Raw genomic sequence first — 15,484 nt, 5'->3', positions numbered from 1 at the left:
CCATTTTTAATCTCCTAATTATGAAATTCCCCGGTCAGCGTAAGTCAAAACATTACTTCCCTGTTAGTCTCAGAGATCCGCTTTTACAGCCCCTAAAAGAAACGTTGGCTGATGAAGAAAACTGTAAATCCTATATTGTTGGTATCGACCAAACTTTGGTCGACATCGAAGCAAAAGTGGATGATGAGTTTATTCAACGCTATCAATTAAGCAAAGGGCACTCACTGGTTATAGAAGATGCTATTGCTGAGGCGTTATATAAAGAATTAACAGATAACGCATTGATTACACATGAATTTGCGGGTGGTACGATTGGTAATACATTGCATAATTATTCTGTCTTAGCGGATGATCGCTCTGTCCTGTTAGGCACAATGTGTAACAATATCCAAATTGGCAGTTATGCTTATCGTTATTTATGTCATACCTCTAGCCGTATGGATTTAAATTTCTTGCAAGGTGTTGATGGCCCTATTGGGCGTTGTTTCACGCTAATTACTGAAAATGGTGAGCGGACGTTTGCTATTAGCCCTGGCCATATGAACCGCTTACAGCCTAGTAGTATCCCTGAAGATATTATTGCAGGGGCTTCTGCATTAGTATTAACGGCCTATTTAGTACGTTGTAAGCCAGGTGAGACCATGCCTGAAGCGACGATGCAAGCCATTACATATGCGAAAAAACATAATGTGCCAGTGGTATTAACTTTGGGGACTAAATTCGTTATTGCTCAGGACCCACAGTTTTGGCGTGATTTTCTCGCCGAACATATTTCAGTAGTCGCGATGAACGAAGATGAAGCACAAGAACTAACCGGTTTAAGTGACCCTCTATTAGCCTCGAATATGGCTTTAGATTGGGTTGATTTAGTGCTTTGTACCGCTGGGCCGTCAGGGTTGTATATGGCTGGGTACACAGAAGAAAGCTATAAACGTACAACACAGCACCCATTGTTACCAGGGGCGATTGCAGAGTTTAATTTGTATGAGTTTAGTCGTGCAATGCGCCAGCAAGATTGCCAAGTACCATTACGGATTTTTTCTCATATTGAACCTTATATGGGGGGGCCGGAAAAAATAATGAATACGAATGGTGCAGGAGACGGCGCATTATCTGCATTACTCCATGATATCACAGCAAATTCTTATCACCGTTCAAACGTCCCAAACTCCAGTAAACATGAACGCCAATACTTAACATATTCATCTTTAGCTCAAGTGTGTAAGTATGCTAATCGTGTTAGTTATCAAGTGTTAACACAGCATTCACCACGGTTAACTCGCGGGTTACCTGAAAAAGAAGATAGTTTGGAAGAATCCTACTGGGATCGCTAAGTTAAAAATGATATTCAATATTTATATTATTGAAGTATGTTAAGTTAATTGACCCCAATATAAATATTGGGGTTTTTTATATCAATATATAACATCTATATATTAATTGATTAATATATTAATTAATTAGTAACAAATTATGAGATAAATTGTGAATAATGATGACAAGAAATAAATCATGGGGCATTAACTAAATGTAGTTAATGGATGAATTTTGGCATTTAAAAGCGACGAATAAATAAAAGCTGCATCCTACTTTATGGGTATAGACATTTCAAATGCAGCTAATCTCTAATAATAATTATATAAACATAACTAATGTGAATTATTTTTATTTAGTGGTAGCAAGTTGGTGCTCTACCTCCACCTTTTCAGATTCTTTTGCATCTTCCTCTTCATAGCGCATAGCTTGAGGGACTGATATTTTGATTGCAATAAATACGGCTAAGGCCCCACCGACCAATTTACCAAGTAAAATGGGGAGAACAAGCGTGGGTTGGAAATTTGCGGTAAAGGCTAAGTGATCACCAATGGTAGCCTGTGCACAAACACCGAATGCAACACATAATACTTTATCTCTTGCACGCATATCTTTGAATAAGTGATAAGTTGCAATGATGTTTGCCATTACCATAATAAAACCTAACGAACCGGTATCACTCAATTTTAAACGGTTACTTAATGCGCGAACTAATGGTTTACAGTAACGTTGGAACAGGTAACAAATTGGGAATGTCCCTGCCAGCATGATACCAATATAACCTGCAATTTCGATTGCACGGAATAGCTCATTTTGATCTGCAAACAGTGGGTCAAAGCCCCATGCACCGAAGACTTTACTAAATACGCCAGTAAAATGCTCAACAATAGAGAATGCTAAGACTAATTTCACAAATGCATCCATAATCTTACCGAAAATTAAAAAACCGGTAACCATTAGCATTGGGCGATATTTTAACCCAGCAGCGAGTAAGAAACAGAATACAAACAGTGGCATCAAGTATTGCAACATCGTGAAGAAGTCTAAGGTTAATTGATGCGCTGCGGGTGAGTTAGTCGAAATAATGTCTCTAACTGGAATATTATTGAATGTAATTAACAACAGGGATGCCAGTACGCCAAAGGGGATCGAGATCAGACCTGCCATCGCACCCAGTGCTAGATATTTATGATCTTTACGATTTAACATGGTTAAACCAACAGGGATCAAATAAACAATGGTGGCACCAGAGGTATAGCCGATCAACATGGCCGTGATCCACATATCGCGGTTTGTTGTGAGTGCATCAGCTAATTGATAGCCGCCCATATCGACTGCAATAATTGACAATGCAGCAATTGAAACATCTGACCCTACAGATGAAAAAACAGGGCCAAGCACATAGGATATTAACTGTGATAGTAACGGTACGGCTGCCATAATCCCTGCTTGTGCAAGGAAAACGGGACCAATAGAGAATATACCATTAACAAACTCTTTTCCGAGGTCACTTGTTGGTCTAACAATAGATGCGACTGCGCCTATAATCGCACCGCACATGATTAAATAGATAATGTAATTTCCGAATTCAGCCATGGTAGGGTCCTTTTATTATTTTAGTGTCTTAATTGGCGAGAACGGGCAATGATGTCGCGATACTGTTCCATCACGCCTTGCATGTTGGTTCCATCTGGGCGTGTTATGGTTGCATTGCGTCTAACTGCCATTTCGTGAGTGATACCTAGGCCTTTACGAGCCAATAAGGCTGCGCCTAATGCTGTTACTTCACGGTTTGCTGGTGCTTCAATATTTTTTTGTAATAAATTGGCTAAAAACTGCTTAAAGTATTGATTTGAAGATAACCCTCCATCGACTGAAATTGACTGACCTAAAGGTGAAACTTGCTCCATTGCAAAAATAACTTCCGCTGAACGAGCTGCTATTCCTTCAAGAACGGACTGCATCATATCTTTTTTATCGGTATCTAGAGAAAGCCCCGCCCATAACCCCGCGGCACTCCGATCCCAGTAAGGGCAGCCTAAGCCAGATAATGCAGGTACGAATGCAAGGCCGCGTTTAATTGCTGGTTCAGTTCTAAAATCGGTGAGTTCATCGAATGAGTCGAAAAGGCCAATTTTACGCGCCCAATTAATGGCTGATGCTGCGTTATATACCCCTCCATCTAATCCGAAAACGGCAGGTGTACCCGGAAATTTCCAGCACAAGGTTGGTAATAATCCACTTTCGTGAGTTTTAGGAATATCAGCCCCTGTCAGTGCTTGTAAAAAAGCGCCTGTACCGAAAGTAATTTTTGCATCCCCTTTTTCACGGCAGCCATGACCGTATGTGCCGGCAAACTGGTCAACAATGATTGCCGTGACAGGGGTTAAATGCCCATCGAGGTTGATGGCACCAAAATCACCAATATTGTCTTTAATAGGTGGCAAACAATGAATAGGCACACCAAAAATGTCACATAGTTGTTGATCCCACTCTAAAGTGTGAATATTGAGTAGTGAGGTTCGTGATGCGGAATTATAGTCAGTGACAAATACACCACATAAACGGTCGAGGAAAAAAGCATCCATTGTGCCTATCCGTAGCTGGTTTTTATCCGCTAGCGTTTTCGCTCCCACCACATTCTCAATAATCCATCCCATTTTGCTGGCGGAAAAATAAGGGTCTAGTGGCAAACCTGATTTAGATTGCACTAGTGGTTCCAAGCCTGCTTCTTTCAGCCGTGAAATGGTTTTTTCAGTGCGTAAATCTTGCCAAACGATCGCATTGTATAAAGGGCGCTTACTTTGAGCATCCCATGCGACAATGCTTTCACCTTGATGACAAAGACCAATCGCATCAACAACCTCGCAGCTATTTAAGCATTTAATAATATTTGCCAAGATTTCCTCAGGGTCATGTTCTACCCAACCACTGTTCAACGTGATTTGTTTATGAGGAATGCTCATTGGGGAGTGATAATGGCCGCCTTCTTCAAAGACAACGACCCGGGTTCCCGTTGTTCCCTGATCGATAGCCGCATAACGTTGATTGAGCATCGCAATATTCCCAGTGTTGTAAATGTTGTAAATTAGTCTGTTTTTTTGCTTACTATCGTTTAATCGGAAATAAAATCCACAAAAAACTCACAATAAGTTTCACTAATGTGATAAAACTCACAATATTGTAACAATGTGAATAATATTTTTGTTAATGTTGTGGTTTGTGTTGTTTTATTTGTTGTGGTTGTGGGAATTATGTGGTTTTATGTGTGCAAGTTAGAAATTAAGGATCTCAGCCATGGATATTAATAATAAAAAAATTTGGGATGTCATTGTCATCGGCGGTGGTGTCATTGGCTGTGCTGTGACACGTAAATTTACACTAATGGGTGCCAAAACACTGCTGTTAGAGCGTGGTGGAGACATTCTTTCGGGAGCAAGTAAGGCAAATAGTGCACTATTACATACGGGTTTTGACGCCACACCAGGGAGTCTGGAACTTGAATGTATGCAAGATGGGTATCGTGAATTCATTGAAATCAGAGAAAAAATGAATTTACCGTTACTCGAAACCGGAGCATTAGTTGTTGCATGGAATGAAGAGCAATTGAGTAAACTCCCTGCGATTGTTGAGCAAGCACACACTAACAATGTATTAGATGTGGCAATCATCGATAAAGAGGAGTTATATCGCCGAGAACCACATTTGGCTCAGGGCGCGCTGGCTGCGGTTCATGTCCCCGGTGAAGCGGTTATCGACCCTTGGAGTACGCCACTGTCTTATTTAACTCAAGCAGTGAAACATGGTGCTGAATATCGTTTTCATTGTGAAGTAAAAAACGGTTCGCTAAACAATGGGGTGTGGGATTTAACCACATCAAAAGGTGAGTTTTCTGCCCGTTTGGTAATTAATTGTGCTGGTATTAACGGTGATATTGTGGAGTCGATCTGCCACCCATCACCATTCCAAATAAAACCACGCAAAGGGCAGTTTTTGGTTTATGACAAAGCCGCCGCTGCCGATATTAATGCGATCATTTTACCAGTGCCAACCGCAATAACTAAAGGCGTACTATTATCAAAAACTATTTTTGGTAACTTATTATTAGGCCCAACAGCAGAAGAACAGGATGACCGTTGGAAAGCGGAAGTGAAACAAGAAGTGCTAGAGGGTTTAATCGCCCAAGGCTCTCAGATGTTACCTTCATTACATAATTATAGTGTAACGGCAACTTATGCGGGACTGCGCCCTGCAACAGAAGAAAAACATTATCGTATAAATGATTATCCTGAAAAACACTGGATATGCGCAGGCGGGATCCGTTCAACGGGGTTAACCTCTGCTTTAGGTGTTGCTAACTACTTGGCAAAACTATACCAACAACACTTTACGCCATTATTTGAGCTTTCTCCTCCAGAAACGCTAATTTGGCCAACAATGCCAATGATATCCGAATATCACCAACGGGATTATCAGTGTAAAAGTAATGGTGGCATCGTATGTCACTGTGAGCTTGTTACGCAGCGAGAAATTGAAGCTGCGTTTGACTCCGATATTCCGCCTGAATGCTTAGGGGCATTGCGACGTAGAACGCGCGTGATGATGGGGCGTTGTAATGGGTTTTATTGTAGCAGTCAGGTAGCAGAAATAATCAATGGCCGGTTTGACCATACATTAGCAGTGGAGGCAGTAAAATGAGTTTGAATTATGATGTGGTTATCATAGGCTCAGGGCCTGCTGGGGTTGCTGCTGCGTATTCGTTGCGCCGTCGCGGTATTCAACGTGTTGCTATCATTGAACGTGAAGCTGATGCTGGCGGGGTTCCGCGTCATTGCCAGCACCCAACATTTGGGGTACTTGCCTTTAAGCGCCCAATGAAAGGGAACCAGTTCGCTAAAAAGATTGTAGCTCAACTGGGAGACACGCCTATCTTTACCCGTAGTACGGTGACTCAGCTTCACCCTAATGGGCATTTAACCATTTCTACTCCTGATGGGCTTGTAGAGGCGCAAGCAAAACGTGTTTTAATTGCAACAGGAGTGCGGGAGACACCAAGGCATCCACGCTTGGTATCAGGGTTGCGTCCCCAAGGTATTATCACTGCGGGGGCATTACAGCAATTTGTGTATCTTAATGGTAAAAAACCGTGTCGTAACCCAGTTATTGTGGGGAGCGAACTGGTAAGCTTTTCTGCTTTATGGACACTAAAAAATGCAGGCGTTAAAGCGCAGGCTATGATTGAAAGTGGTGATCGCATTTTGGCCTTTAAGCCAGCCACATTATTTGCCAAAGCAATGGGAACGCCAGTGTTTCTTAATAGCCAAATTACTGAAATTGGTGGATTAGAGCGTGTAGAGTATGTGGTAGTTGAAAGTGCCGGTAAAACTCACAAAATTATGTGTGATTCGGTCATTTTTACTGGGCAATTTGTTGGGGAAAATACATTAATTCGCAAAAGCCACCTTGATTATGATGCGGCGACAGGCAAACCTGTAACGGACCAACGGGGTCGTTGCTCTGATACGAGCTACTATGCTGCTGGTAATATGTTACACCCTGCAGATATGGGTGATCAGTGTTACCAAGAGGGGCTTTGGGTAGGTGAACAGATTGCAGATGACCTACTGGCGAATCATCACCAACAGCAACTAAAAGAGACTCAACGGCTCCCAGTGCATCTGGATGATAAAATTTGCTTTAGTGTGCCTGCTTGCATTGATATTAATGATAATTCAATAAATAAAATTAATTTTAATATTAAAGTCGAGCACGCGGTGAATGGCACTATTAAGGTTATGGCTGGCAGTACATTATTATATGAAAAGCACCATCGAGGTTTGCCAACTAGGCGTATTTTGCTGAAAAATATCGATTTAACAAAAATACAACGAGATGCTACTGAAATTAGTATCGCTGTTGTATAGTGCTAGAAATGTAAATGGTCAAGAAGGGTTAAACTATGTGTGAAGGGCGTTCCTCAAAAGTACGTCATCAAACCATCATTGAGTTACTTTCTACTCAGGGTCAGGTGTATGTACAAGAGCTCGCAAAGCATTTTAATGTCGCGCAAGAAACTATCCGTCGAGATCTGAGTAAGCTCGAAACTCAAAAATTACTTAAGAAAATTCATGGTGGCGCAGTTAATATTCAGTCAAAGTTTGAACGTAATTTTACTGAAAGGGCTCAAGCCGCGGTTGATGAAAAAAAAGCGATTGCAGCGAAAGCGGCTGAATTTATTAAACCGGGTGATACGTTGTTTATCGATTTTGGTACAACAACATTTGAATTTAGCCAGCGAGTAAAGCTAATTGATAACCTAACAATAATTACTAACTCACCGCTATTAGCGAATATATTGCAGGAAAACCCAACAATTGAAACTATTTTAATTGGTGGGCAATTTAATGCAGCGCAAAATGCCTGCTTAGGGGCTATTGCGCTAAAGAATATTGCTGAATTTTTTGCTGATTATGCGGTTATAGGTGCAGGGGCTATTCATTCATTACATGGGGTTATGGATCAACATGTTGATGAGGCTGCTATTGCGCAAAAAATGATGGAAAATAGTGACAAATTAATGGTATTAGCGGACGGCACAAAAGCCAATAAGCATGCCATTAATTTTGTTACAGGTTGGGATAATATTGATTATTTAGTGACAACCAGCAAAGACTTTAAATTACCTGAAAATAAAAAACGACCAAAAACAAAGATTATTATTGCAGAGCTTGAATAAGCTGTAGTTTTAAAAATTAAATTTTAGTTCTCCCTATGGAAAATAATGAATTATTTTTTATAGGGTTGCTTTATCCAAAATACGTTATTGCCAACACTAGGAATTATTATGAGCCTTTATTTTATTGCTTGCCCTTACTCAGACCCTGATAGCAATGTTGTGGAAATGCGCTTTCAGGAGTGTACAAAATTTGCCGCTGAACTCGCCCTTCAAGGGATTGCAACTTATAGCCAGATCACAATGACTCATCCAATAAATCAATTTCTTGCAACACAAGGACAAAAAGTGGCTTGGTCTTCCATCGATATGGAATTCTTGAAACGTTGTGATGGGTTAATTGTATTGACGTTACCCGGCTGGGAAAAGAGTGGTGGTGTTGCGGCAGAAATTCAATTTTTTAAAGATAAAGGCTTGCCTGTTTGGACTGGCGACGAGTTTAAGGCACAAATGGAAAAATAATTTCCAGCCATAAAATAAATCGGTCCATAACCTATTGTTGTTATGGACTTTTTATTTATGCCAATTATTTAATAATATTCGTACTGATATTTGAACGTTTCAATTAAAGTATCAGGTAGATTGCTACGTGAATTCGTTAACTTTTCTGTTAGGCAGTTACCAAATTTATCAGTTTCTAAACACTCAATAGTGGTGGAGACTTCCTCATTATTGAGTTTGATTTTACGTATTTCTTGTTTAAAAAAACCGTGAGTGTCATAACTAAACTGGCGGATATCTTGCCCTGAATTACCGACCATTGAGACCAGTTTTCCTTGGTCATCATAGGAATATTGGTAAAATACTTCGACTCCTTCAGTAAAGCCCTTTGTGGAATCTATTTTGCCATTTTTGTACGTGGTACTGACTGTATAGTCATTACCTGCTTGGTCATGGGTTTTGACTGTGGATATTTTCCCGGATGGGTCTTGCTCAAAGGTGAACTTACCTTCGATACTCTGTATTGGCTGGCCGAATGAAATAATATTTACCATTTCATAGGTTGGATTTTTTTGGATGGTTCTCTTTAGTGATGAGTTTAGTTCTTTGTCTAAAAACCATTTTGACTCACTTTGATAGCTTTCTAAAGCACCACAAGTTGAAAACTGCATTTGTAGCGTTTTTGTATCTAGAGGCGAGCCTGTGGGAGTTGATGCATAGCTTACTGACTTTATTGATTTAATAGGGCCATAGACTATCTTTTGAGTCATTAAATGCAAGTTTTCACGATGTGTGTTTCGTAACTCATCACGACAGTCATCTACTGCATAAGCCGATGAAATAAATAATGACAATAAGCAAAGCAGGTGGTTTTTTTTCATTTATTATTTTCCTGAATTTTAACGAGTAGGAAATAATATAGAAGGTGTAATCAAAAAGTTTGTGTAAAAAAGCCGTAACTCGAGTTACGGCTTTAAAGGGGGAATAAAGCTCTAGTGGCTAGGTTTTAGGTATTCCGCTAAATTCTTGCCTTCACCTTTTTTATCGTTGTCACCATCAATAAAATCATCGACAGAACAGCCAAATTCCTCTACATCGTGGCACATGAGTGTCGCCATTGATTTGGCAATTTCATGTTCACCAATAATGATATGGTCAGCACCGCGTTCTTTGATAAAGCTGACTTCGTCATCATAGTGAGCACGAACAATCACAGTAATGTTAGGGTTCATTTCTTTAGCTGTTGCCACAATTTCACCTGCTTCATAACCATTAGGAATGGTTAGCAGTAACGTTTTGGCACATTCGATGCGGGCAAGGCTAATAATGTCTTTATTCGCGCCATTACCTAAAATCGCACTAAAGCCATTTTCGGCCAGCTCTTCAAACCTTGCTCGAGTATCTTCAACGACAACAACAGGGATTTCTTTTCTACGTAGCTTGTCTGCTAGCATACCGCCTACACGCCCATAACCGACAATGATGGCATGGCCACAAATATCGACAGGCACTTGAGTTTCTTCTTCCAGCGTTTCTTCCAGAAGTTGTTCTTCAATGGTTTCGGTACTTTCGAGGTATTTATCTAATAAAGTAAATAACACAGGGTTAAGCATAATAGAGACAATTGCCCCTGCTAACACAAGGTTCTGCGCGTCTTTATCCATGACACCGAGTGTTAAGCCCATACCTGCTAAGATAAATGCAAACTCACCGATTTGTGCAAGGCTAACTGATATGGTTAAGGCGGTTCGCCGTGAATGGCCAAACATCCTGACTAGTGCTAATGCCGCCGCAGATTTACCAATGATAATAATGGCGAGTACACCAAGAATGCCTAAAGGTTGTTCAATAAGTACGACTGGGTCAAATAGCATCCCGACGGAGACAAAGAACAGAACAGCAAATGCATCACGTAATGGTAAGGTATCCTGTGCTGCGCGGTGGCTCAATTCTGATTCGTTTAATACCATCCCAGCAAAGAAAGCACCAAGAGCGAATGAAGCGTCGAAAATCGCGACTGCTGCGTAGGCAATACCTAATGCTAGCGCAAGTACTGCAAGGGTAAATAGTTCACGAGACCCCGTAGAAGCGGTGCGCGATAAAATCCATGGAATGACCTTTCTGCCAATCACTATCATAATGAAAATGAATAGAACAACTTTCCCGATAGTCCAAGCTAGGCCTAATGCTAATTCACTAAAGCTTGCGTCATCGGTATTCATGATGGCAGCGGCTGCGGGGAGTAGGACCAAGGTTAATACCATGGCTAAGTCTTCCACAATCAGCCAGCCAATCGCAATTTGCCCACGTTGACTTTCAATCAGTTGCCGTTCTTCTAATGCACGAAGTAATACCACAGTACTGGCGGTCGAAAGACAAAGACCAAAAACAATACCCGTAAAGATCCCCCAGCCGAACAATAGGGATAACCCAAGACCAAGTAAGGTGGCTACTGCGATTTGTGCAATTGCCCCAGGAATGGCGATGGATTTAACGGCGAGTAAATCTTTCAGTGAAAAATGTAGGCCAACCCCAAACATCAGTAAAATAACACCGATTTCAGCTAACTCGGGTGCAAGAGCCGCATCCGCAACAAACCCTGGCGTAAATGGGCCTGCGAGAACACCTGCTGCAAGGTAACCAACTAAAGGGGAGATTTTTAATCGCTGTGCGATCATACCTAACACATATGCAAGGGCGAGACCACCAACAATGGTTGTGATTAAGGGCGTTGAATGCTCCATTTAGTCTCCTCTGATTAGTATAAATAATAATAGGTGGGTACATGCCGTTGACTTTTAAAATGAGGCCTTCATTTTAAAATGCAAATGCGATGTTTTTATATTTTAACTTTTTTTGAGAAAAATTTCCTTAAAAAAATGAAATGTTTTTAAAAAAAAGACGCTTTAAGGGTGCTAAATCGTTACAAACGATAAGATTATGGGATTTTTATCTGGAATTTATCTCTAAGGTGGTGAGAAAGACCCACACTTATTTTTAGGTAAGTGTGGGAAATATAACAAAATAAATCTATTTATGACCGATATTCGGCAGCAATACTGTAAAAATGCCAAGTAATGGTAGGAAAGCACAATAATGATAAACTTGTTCTATACTGGTTAAGTCAGCGATATGCCCTAAGACGGCAGCACCGACGCCTCCCATTCCAAAAGCGAGACCAAAGAATAACCCTGACACCATGCCTGTTTTACCGGGGATTAGTTCTTGCGCATAGACCAAAATAGCAGAAAAAGCGGAGGCTAAAATCATCCCGATAATCACGGTAAGGATACCAGTCCAATACAGTGAGGCATAAGGTAAAATTAAGGTAAAAGGTGCAACTCCGAGGATTGAGAACCAAATAACGTATTTACGCCCTATTTTGTCACCAATAGGGCCGCCAATCATGGTGCCTGCTGCAACTGCGAATAAGAAAACAAATAAGTGGATCTGGGCGTTTTGCACAGAAACACCAAACTTATCGATCAGATAAAAAGTGTAATAGCTGCTAATACTGGCCAAATAGAAATATTTGGAAAAAATCAACACTAACAATACTGCTAGTGAACCAATAATCGCTTTACGTGGTAACACGTTAATATCAGCGGTAGAAGCGGGTTTTTTACTTGCAGCACGGTGCTGTTGCTTATACCAATTACTGACTTGTAATAAAATGACGATGGCGAGTAATGCCGCTAATGAAAACCAGCCAATATTCCCTTTCCCATAAGGCTCTATAATTAAAGCCGCGAGTAATGGTCCTAAAGAAGCGCCTAAATTGCCGCCAACTTGGAAAAAGGACTGAGCGAGGCCATGACGCCCCCCTGATGCCATACGAGCAACACGCGAAGACTCAGGGTGAAAGACCGAAGAGCCGGTTCCGACTAAAGCGGCAGCGAGCAAAATGGTAGGGAAAGTTTCAGCCATTGCGAGCAAAATAAGCCCCGTTAGGGTAAAGGTCATTCCAATCGGCAATGAATACGGCTGTGGGTGCTTATCGGTATAGTACCCAATGATAGGCTGCAATAATGAAGCCGTAATCTGATAGGTCAAGGTGATCATCCCTATTTGGGCAAAACTCAATGAGAAATCAGCTTGCAACAAAGGGTAAATCGCTAATATCAACGATTGGATCATATCATTGAGTAAATGAGAAACACTGATAGCAGTTAGAATACTAAAAACAGTTTTCCCAGTTTTATTCAGTGGTTTTGATGGATTCGTGTTATTTGGGGTTGTGGTTTGCTCACTCATAATTATCAACTTTCTGTGTTACATAATTGTTATCAATATAGCTGAAATACAATTTATTTAAATGAATAAATAAGTCACATGAAAAAATAACACCAGTGATTTATTTGATGGCGATCTCATTTTTATGAAACGAATTTCTTATTCTGCAATAGGTATCAAATCCTGTTCATATTTTTGTGCTATAAAACTGAGGGTCGTGACAAGCTATAATCTAATATTAGTCAATTAAAATTCCTATACCAGCAGGGAGAAATGTATGAGGTTTACATTTAAGGCATCCGCATGTGCATTGACGGTATCATTAGCGTTAATACCCGCCACTATGGCAAATGCGTGGGAAAAAGATAAAACCTATAATATCACTATTTTGCATACCAATGACCATCATGGGCACTTTTGGCATAATGACCATGGCGAATACGGGCTAGCAGCTCAGAAAACAGTGGTTGATGAAATTCGCGATGAAGTAGCAAAGCAGGGTGGTAGCGTTTTATTGCTGTCTGGTGGTGATATAAACACAGGTGTTCCTGAATCAGATCTGCAAGATGCAGAGCCTGACTTCAAAGGTATGAACCTTGTAGGTTACGATGCAATGGCATTGGGTAACCATGAATTTGATAATCCTTTGGAAACTCTGCGCCAGCAAGAAAAATGGGCAACGTTTCCTTTCTTATCTGCCAATATTTATCAGGCAAGCACAGGTAAGCGTTTATTTAAGCCTTACCAAGTTTTCGATAAGCAAGGCGTAAAAATCGCCGTGATGGGGCTAACAACCGATGATACAGTTCGTATCGGTAACCCAGCAAACTTCCCTGACGTTGAGTTTCGCGTACCTGCTGATGAAGCGAAAAAAGTCGTCGAAGAGTTACGAGAAACAGAAAAACCAGACATCATCATCGCCGCAACCCACATGGGGCACTATGATGATGGCAATCATGGTTCAAATGCGCCGGGTGATGTAGAAATGGCTCGTAGTTTACCCGCGGGTTATTTAGATATGATTGTTGGGGGGCATTCACAAGACCCTGTTTGTATGTCTCAAGAAAATAAAAACTACAAGCAAGCTGATTATGTGCCAGGCACGCCTTGTGCGCCAGATAACCAAAATGGGACTTGGATTGTTCAAGCACACGAATGGGGTAAATATGTCGGACGTTCTGATTTTGAATTTAAAAATGGTAAGTTTACCCTGAAACATTACCAGTTAATTCCAATTAACTTAAAGAAAAAAATCACGAAAGAAGACGGCACGAGTGAGCGCGTTTATTATACGCAAGAAATAGCTCACAACCCTGAAATGACCAAGCTTCTGACGCCTTACCAAGAAAAAGGTGATAAGCAACTTAGTGTGAAGGTGGGGTCAGTTGAAGGTAAACTTGAAGGTGACCGCAGTAAAGTTCGTTTTGTTCAAACCAATATGGGGCATCTTCTGTTAGCTGCACAAAAAGAGCGAGCAGGGGCCGATTTCGCCATCATGAGCGGTGGTGGTGTTCGTGATTCTATTGAAAGTGGTGATATTACCTACAAAGATGTCCTTAAAGTTCAACCGTTTGCTAATGAGCTAGTGTATGTTGATTTTAAAGGGGATGAAGTGATCCCTTATTTGACAGCTGTGGCAAATATGAAGCCTGATGCGGGTGCGTATGGTCAGTTTTATAATGTGAATTTAACACTGAATAAAGATGGCACTATCAGTGATGTTAAAATTGATGGTAAGCCTGTTGACCCTAGCAAAACTTATCGCATGGCAACATTAAACTTCAATGCTATCGGTGGAGATGGTTATCCGAAAATCGACAACCATCCAAACTACGTCAATACAGGTTTTGTCGATGCAGAAGTCCTCAAGGGGTATATTGAAAAACATTCCCCTCTGAAGGCCGCGGACTATGAACCTAAAGGTGAAATTATTTACAACAATAAATAATTCATAAAACCAGTAGAAAAGCTCCATTTATATGGGGCTTTTTTATCGCAAAAATACATTTGCCACTAAACGTGGTCCTTCAAAGATCTTGAAAGTAGATAAGTGCTTAAAATAGTCATTAGGTGCATGGTCAACAAGGAAACGAACTTTTCCTTGTGTTAACCACAACTGATGGCTATTTATTAAGTGGATTTCAAGTTGAAATACTACACTCCAATTTTTACTGTTAGGGATATCGAAGTGAGCGACTGCATAATAGAGCCCGATTGGCGGTAGTTGTTTTCTACCACCATTTTTAGTTAATACCCATTCAATAGTAACGGGAAACATTAAATCAGCAGCTACTTGCGAATTTCAGCAAAGGTGGCATTCAGTACGTTAGCGAGGTCTGTGGGGGCGAGTTCAATATCTAATCCACGTTTTCCCCCAGAAATAAACATCGTCGCATATTGTTGTGCTTGGTCATCGATAACGGTGGGCAGACGCTTCTTTTGGCCTAATGGGCTAATCCCCCCAAGCAAATACCCCGTTGTTTTTTGGGCTATCTGAGGGTCGGCCATTTCAACTTTTTTTACTTTAAATACTTTGGCGACTAACTTTAAATCTAATTGACCTGAAACAGGGGTGACAGCAACGGCTAATGTTTTTTGGTCACCATTTAAGGCGACTAAGAGTGTTTTAAATACCTGTTTGGCATCTAACCCGAGCTTACGCACTGCTTCATCACCAAAGTTACTTTCATTGGGGTCATGTTCATAGGGATGCAGTGTAAATTGAATTTTTTGTTTTTCGAGTAATTTAACGGCTGGAGTCAT

Annotated in this window: 13 protein-coding genes; 6 read left to right on the top strand and 7 right to left on the bottom strand. The window is 40.8% G+C overall.

Annotated elements, in window-relative coordinates; genetic code table 11:
- Positions 1-20: 20 nt before the first annotated feature.
- Entirely contained in the window at positions 21-1,334 is a 1,314-nt protein-coding gene (locus tag ACIPUA_RS14800; protein ID WP_048608064.1) for an inosine/guanosine kinase, read from the top strand.
- A 331-nt stretch (positions 1,335-1,665) separates the two neighbouring features.
- Here the strand turns inward: ACIPUA_RS14800 and eutH are convergent, their stop codons facing one another.
- Positions 1,666-2,910, bottom strand: a complete 1,245-nt coding sequence (eutH, locus tag ACIPUA_RS14795) for an ethanolamine utilization protein EutH (RefSeq protein ID WP_042848141.1) — start codon at positions 2,908-2,910, stop codon at positions 1,666-1,668.
- A gap of 20 nt (positions 2,911-2,930) precedes the next feature.
- Positions 2,931-4,370 (bottom strand): FGGY family carbohydrate kinase, encoded by a 1,440-nt coding sequence (locus ACIPUA_RS14790; protein WP_042848140.1) that lies wholly within the window; start codon positions 4,368-4,370, stop codon positions 2,931-2,933.
- A 241-nt stretch (positions 4,371-4,611) separates the two neighbouring features.
- Here ACIPUA_RS14790 and ACIPUA_RS14785 point away from each other — a divergent pair, with 241 nt between their 5' ends.
- The 4 genes from ACIPUA_RS14785 (at position 4,612) to ACIPUA_RS14770 (ending at position 8,509) form a co-directional block, all read left to right on the top strand.
- Positions 4,612-6,012 (top strand): NAD(P)/FAD-dependent oxidoreductase, encoded by a 1,401-nt coding sequence (locus ACIPUA_RS14785; RefSeq protein ID WP_042848137.1) that lies wholly within the window; start codon positions 4,612-4,614, stop codon positions 6,010-6,012.
- Positions 6,009-7,238, top strand: coding sequence for an NAD(P)/FAD-dependent oxidoreductase (locus ACIPUA_RS14780; protein ID WP_042848135.1), 1,230 nt, complete (start codon positions 6,009-6,011; stop codon positions 7,236-7,238). Before ACIPUA_RS14785 ends, ACIPUA_RS14780 begins: the two co-directional genes overlap by 4 nt.
- 35 nt (positions 7,239-7,273) lie before the next feature.
- A complete protein-coding gene (locus tag ACIPUA_RS14775) occupies positions 7,274-8,050 on the top strand; it encodes a DeoR/GlpR family DNA-binding transcription regulator (RefSeq protein ID WP_042848132.1) in 777 nt (258 codons plus the stop codon).
- A 108-nt stretch (positions 8,051-8,158) separates the two neighbouring features.
- Positions 8,159-8,509, top strand: coding sequence for a DUF1937 family protein (locus tag ACIPUA_RS14770; RefSeq protein WP_042848131.1), 351 nt, complete (start codon positions 8,159-8,161; stop codon positions 8,507-8,509).
- A gap of 68 nt (positions 8,510-8,577) precedes the next feature.
- Here the strand turns inward: ACIPUA_RS14770 and ACIPUA_RS14765 are convergent, their stop codons facing one another.
- The 3 genes from ACIPUA_RS14765 to ACIPUA_RS14755 form a co-directional block, all read right to left on the bottom strand.
- Positions 8,578-9,369, bottom strand: coding sequence for a hypothetical protein (locus ACIPUA_RS14765; protein WP_131680958.1), 792 nt, complete (start codon positions 9,367-9,369; stop codon positions 8,578-8,580).
- Between the two features lie 111 nt (positions 9,370-9,480).
- Positions 9,481-11,232 carry a YbaL family putative K(+) efflux transporter gene (gene ybaL, locus ACIPUA_RS14760; protein WP_042848129.1) on the bottom strand — a complete coding sequence of 584 codons (1,752 nt, stop codon included), beginning with the start codon at positions 11,230-11,232 and terminating at the stop codon, positions 9,481-9,483.
- A 286-nt stretch (positions 11,233-11,518) separates the two neighbouring features.
- Positions 11,519-12,742, bottom strand: coding sequence for an MFS transporter (locus ACIPUA_RS14755; RefSeq protein WP_042848128.1), 1,224 nt, complete (start codon positions 12,740-12,742; stop codon positions 11,519-11,521).
- A 256-nt stretch (positions 12,743-12,998) separates the two neighbouring features.
- Between ACIPUA_RS14755 and ushA the strand changes: the two genes are divergently transcribed.
- On the top strand, positions 12,999-14,669 hold the full coding sequence (gene ushA, locus ACIPUA_RS14750) for a bifunctional UDP-sugar hydrolase/5'-nucleotidase UshA (RefSeq protein ID WP_449059818.1): 1,671 nt from the start codon (positions 12,999-13,001) through the stop codon (positions 14,667-14,669).
- 42 nt (positions 14,670-14,711) lie between these two features.
- Here the strand turns inward: ushA and ACIPUA_RS14745 are convergent, their stop codons facing one another.
- Positions 14,712-14,999, bottom strand: a complete 288-nt coding sequence (locus ACIPUA_RS14745) for a hypothetical protein (protein ID WP_042848125.1) — start codon at positions 14,997-14,999, stop codon at positions 14,712-14,714.
- 11 nt (positions 15,000-15,010) lie between these two features.
- Positions 15,011-15,484, bottom strand: a complete 474-nt coding sequence (ybaK, locus tag ACIPUA_RS14740) for a Cys-tRNA(Pro)/Cys-tRNA(Cys) deacylase YbaK (RefSeq protein ID WP_042848122.1) — start codon at positions 15,482-15,484, stop codon at positions 15,011-15,013.

Source organism: Providencia sp. AGC89 (genome assembly GCF_053543535.1).
This window is presented reverse-complemented; position numbering and strand designations above follow the sequence as displayed.

Excerpts from the sequence above, each read along its gene's own strand:
- ybaL (WP_042848129.1), bottom strand. The coding sequence starts at position 11,232 with ATGGAGCATTCAACGCCCTTAATCACAACCATTGTTGGTGGTCTCGCC.
- ACIPUA_RS14770 (WP_042848131.1), top strand. The coding sequence starts at position 8,159 with ATGAGCCTTTATTTTATTGCTTGCCCTTACTCAGACCCTGATAGCAAT.
- ACIPUA_RS14780 (WP_042848135.1), top strand. The coding sequence starts at position 6,009 with ATGAGTTTGAATTATGATGTGGTTATCATAGGCTCAGGGCCTGCTGGG.
- ushA (WP_449059818.1), top strand. The coding sequence starts at position 12,999 with ATGAGGTTTACATTTAAGGCATCCGCATGTGCATTGACGGTATCATTA.
- ACIPUA_RS14765 (WP_131680958.1), bottom strand. The coding sequence starts at position 9,369 with ATGAAAAAAAACCACCTGCTTTGCTTATTGTCATTATTTATTTCATCG.
- ACIPUA_RS14745 (WP_042848125.1), bottom strand. The coding sequence starts at position 14,999 with ATGTTTCCCGTTACTATTGAATGGGTATTAACTAAAAATGGTGGTAGA.
- ACIPUA_RS14775 (WP_042848132.1), top strand. The coding sequence starts at position 7,274 with ATGTGTGAAGGGCGTTCCTCAAAAGTACGTCATCAAACCATCATTGAG.
- eutH (WP_042848141.1), bottom strand. The coding sequence starts at position 2,910 with ATGGCTGAATTCGGAAATTACATTATCTATTTAATCATGTGCGGTGCG.
- ybaK (WP_042848122.1), bottom strand. The coding sequence starts at position 15,484 with ATGACTCCAGCCGTTAAATTACTCGAAAAACAAAAAATTCAATTTACA.
- ACIPUA_RS14785 (WP_042848137.1), top strand. The coding sequence starts at position 4,612 with ATGGATATTAATAATAAAAAAATTTGGGATGTCATTGTCATCGGCGGT.
- ACIPUA_RS14800 (WP_048608064.1), top strand. The coding sequence starts at position 21 with ATGAAATTCCCCGGTCAGCGTAAGTCAAAACATTACTTCCCTGTTAGT.
- ACIPUA_RS14755 (WP_042848128.1), bottom strand. The coding sequence starts at position 12,742 with ATGAGTGAGCAAACCACAACCCCAAATAACACGAATCCATCAAAACCA.
- ACIPUA_RS14790 (WP_042848140.1), bottom strand. The coding sequence starts at position 4,370 with ATGCTCAATCAACGTTATGCGGCTATCGATCAGGGAACAACGGGAACC.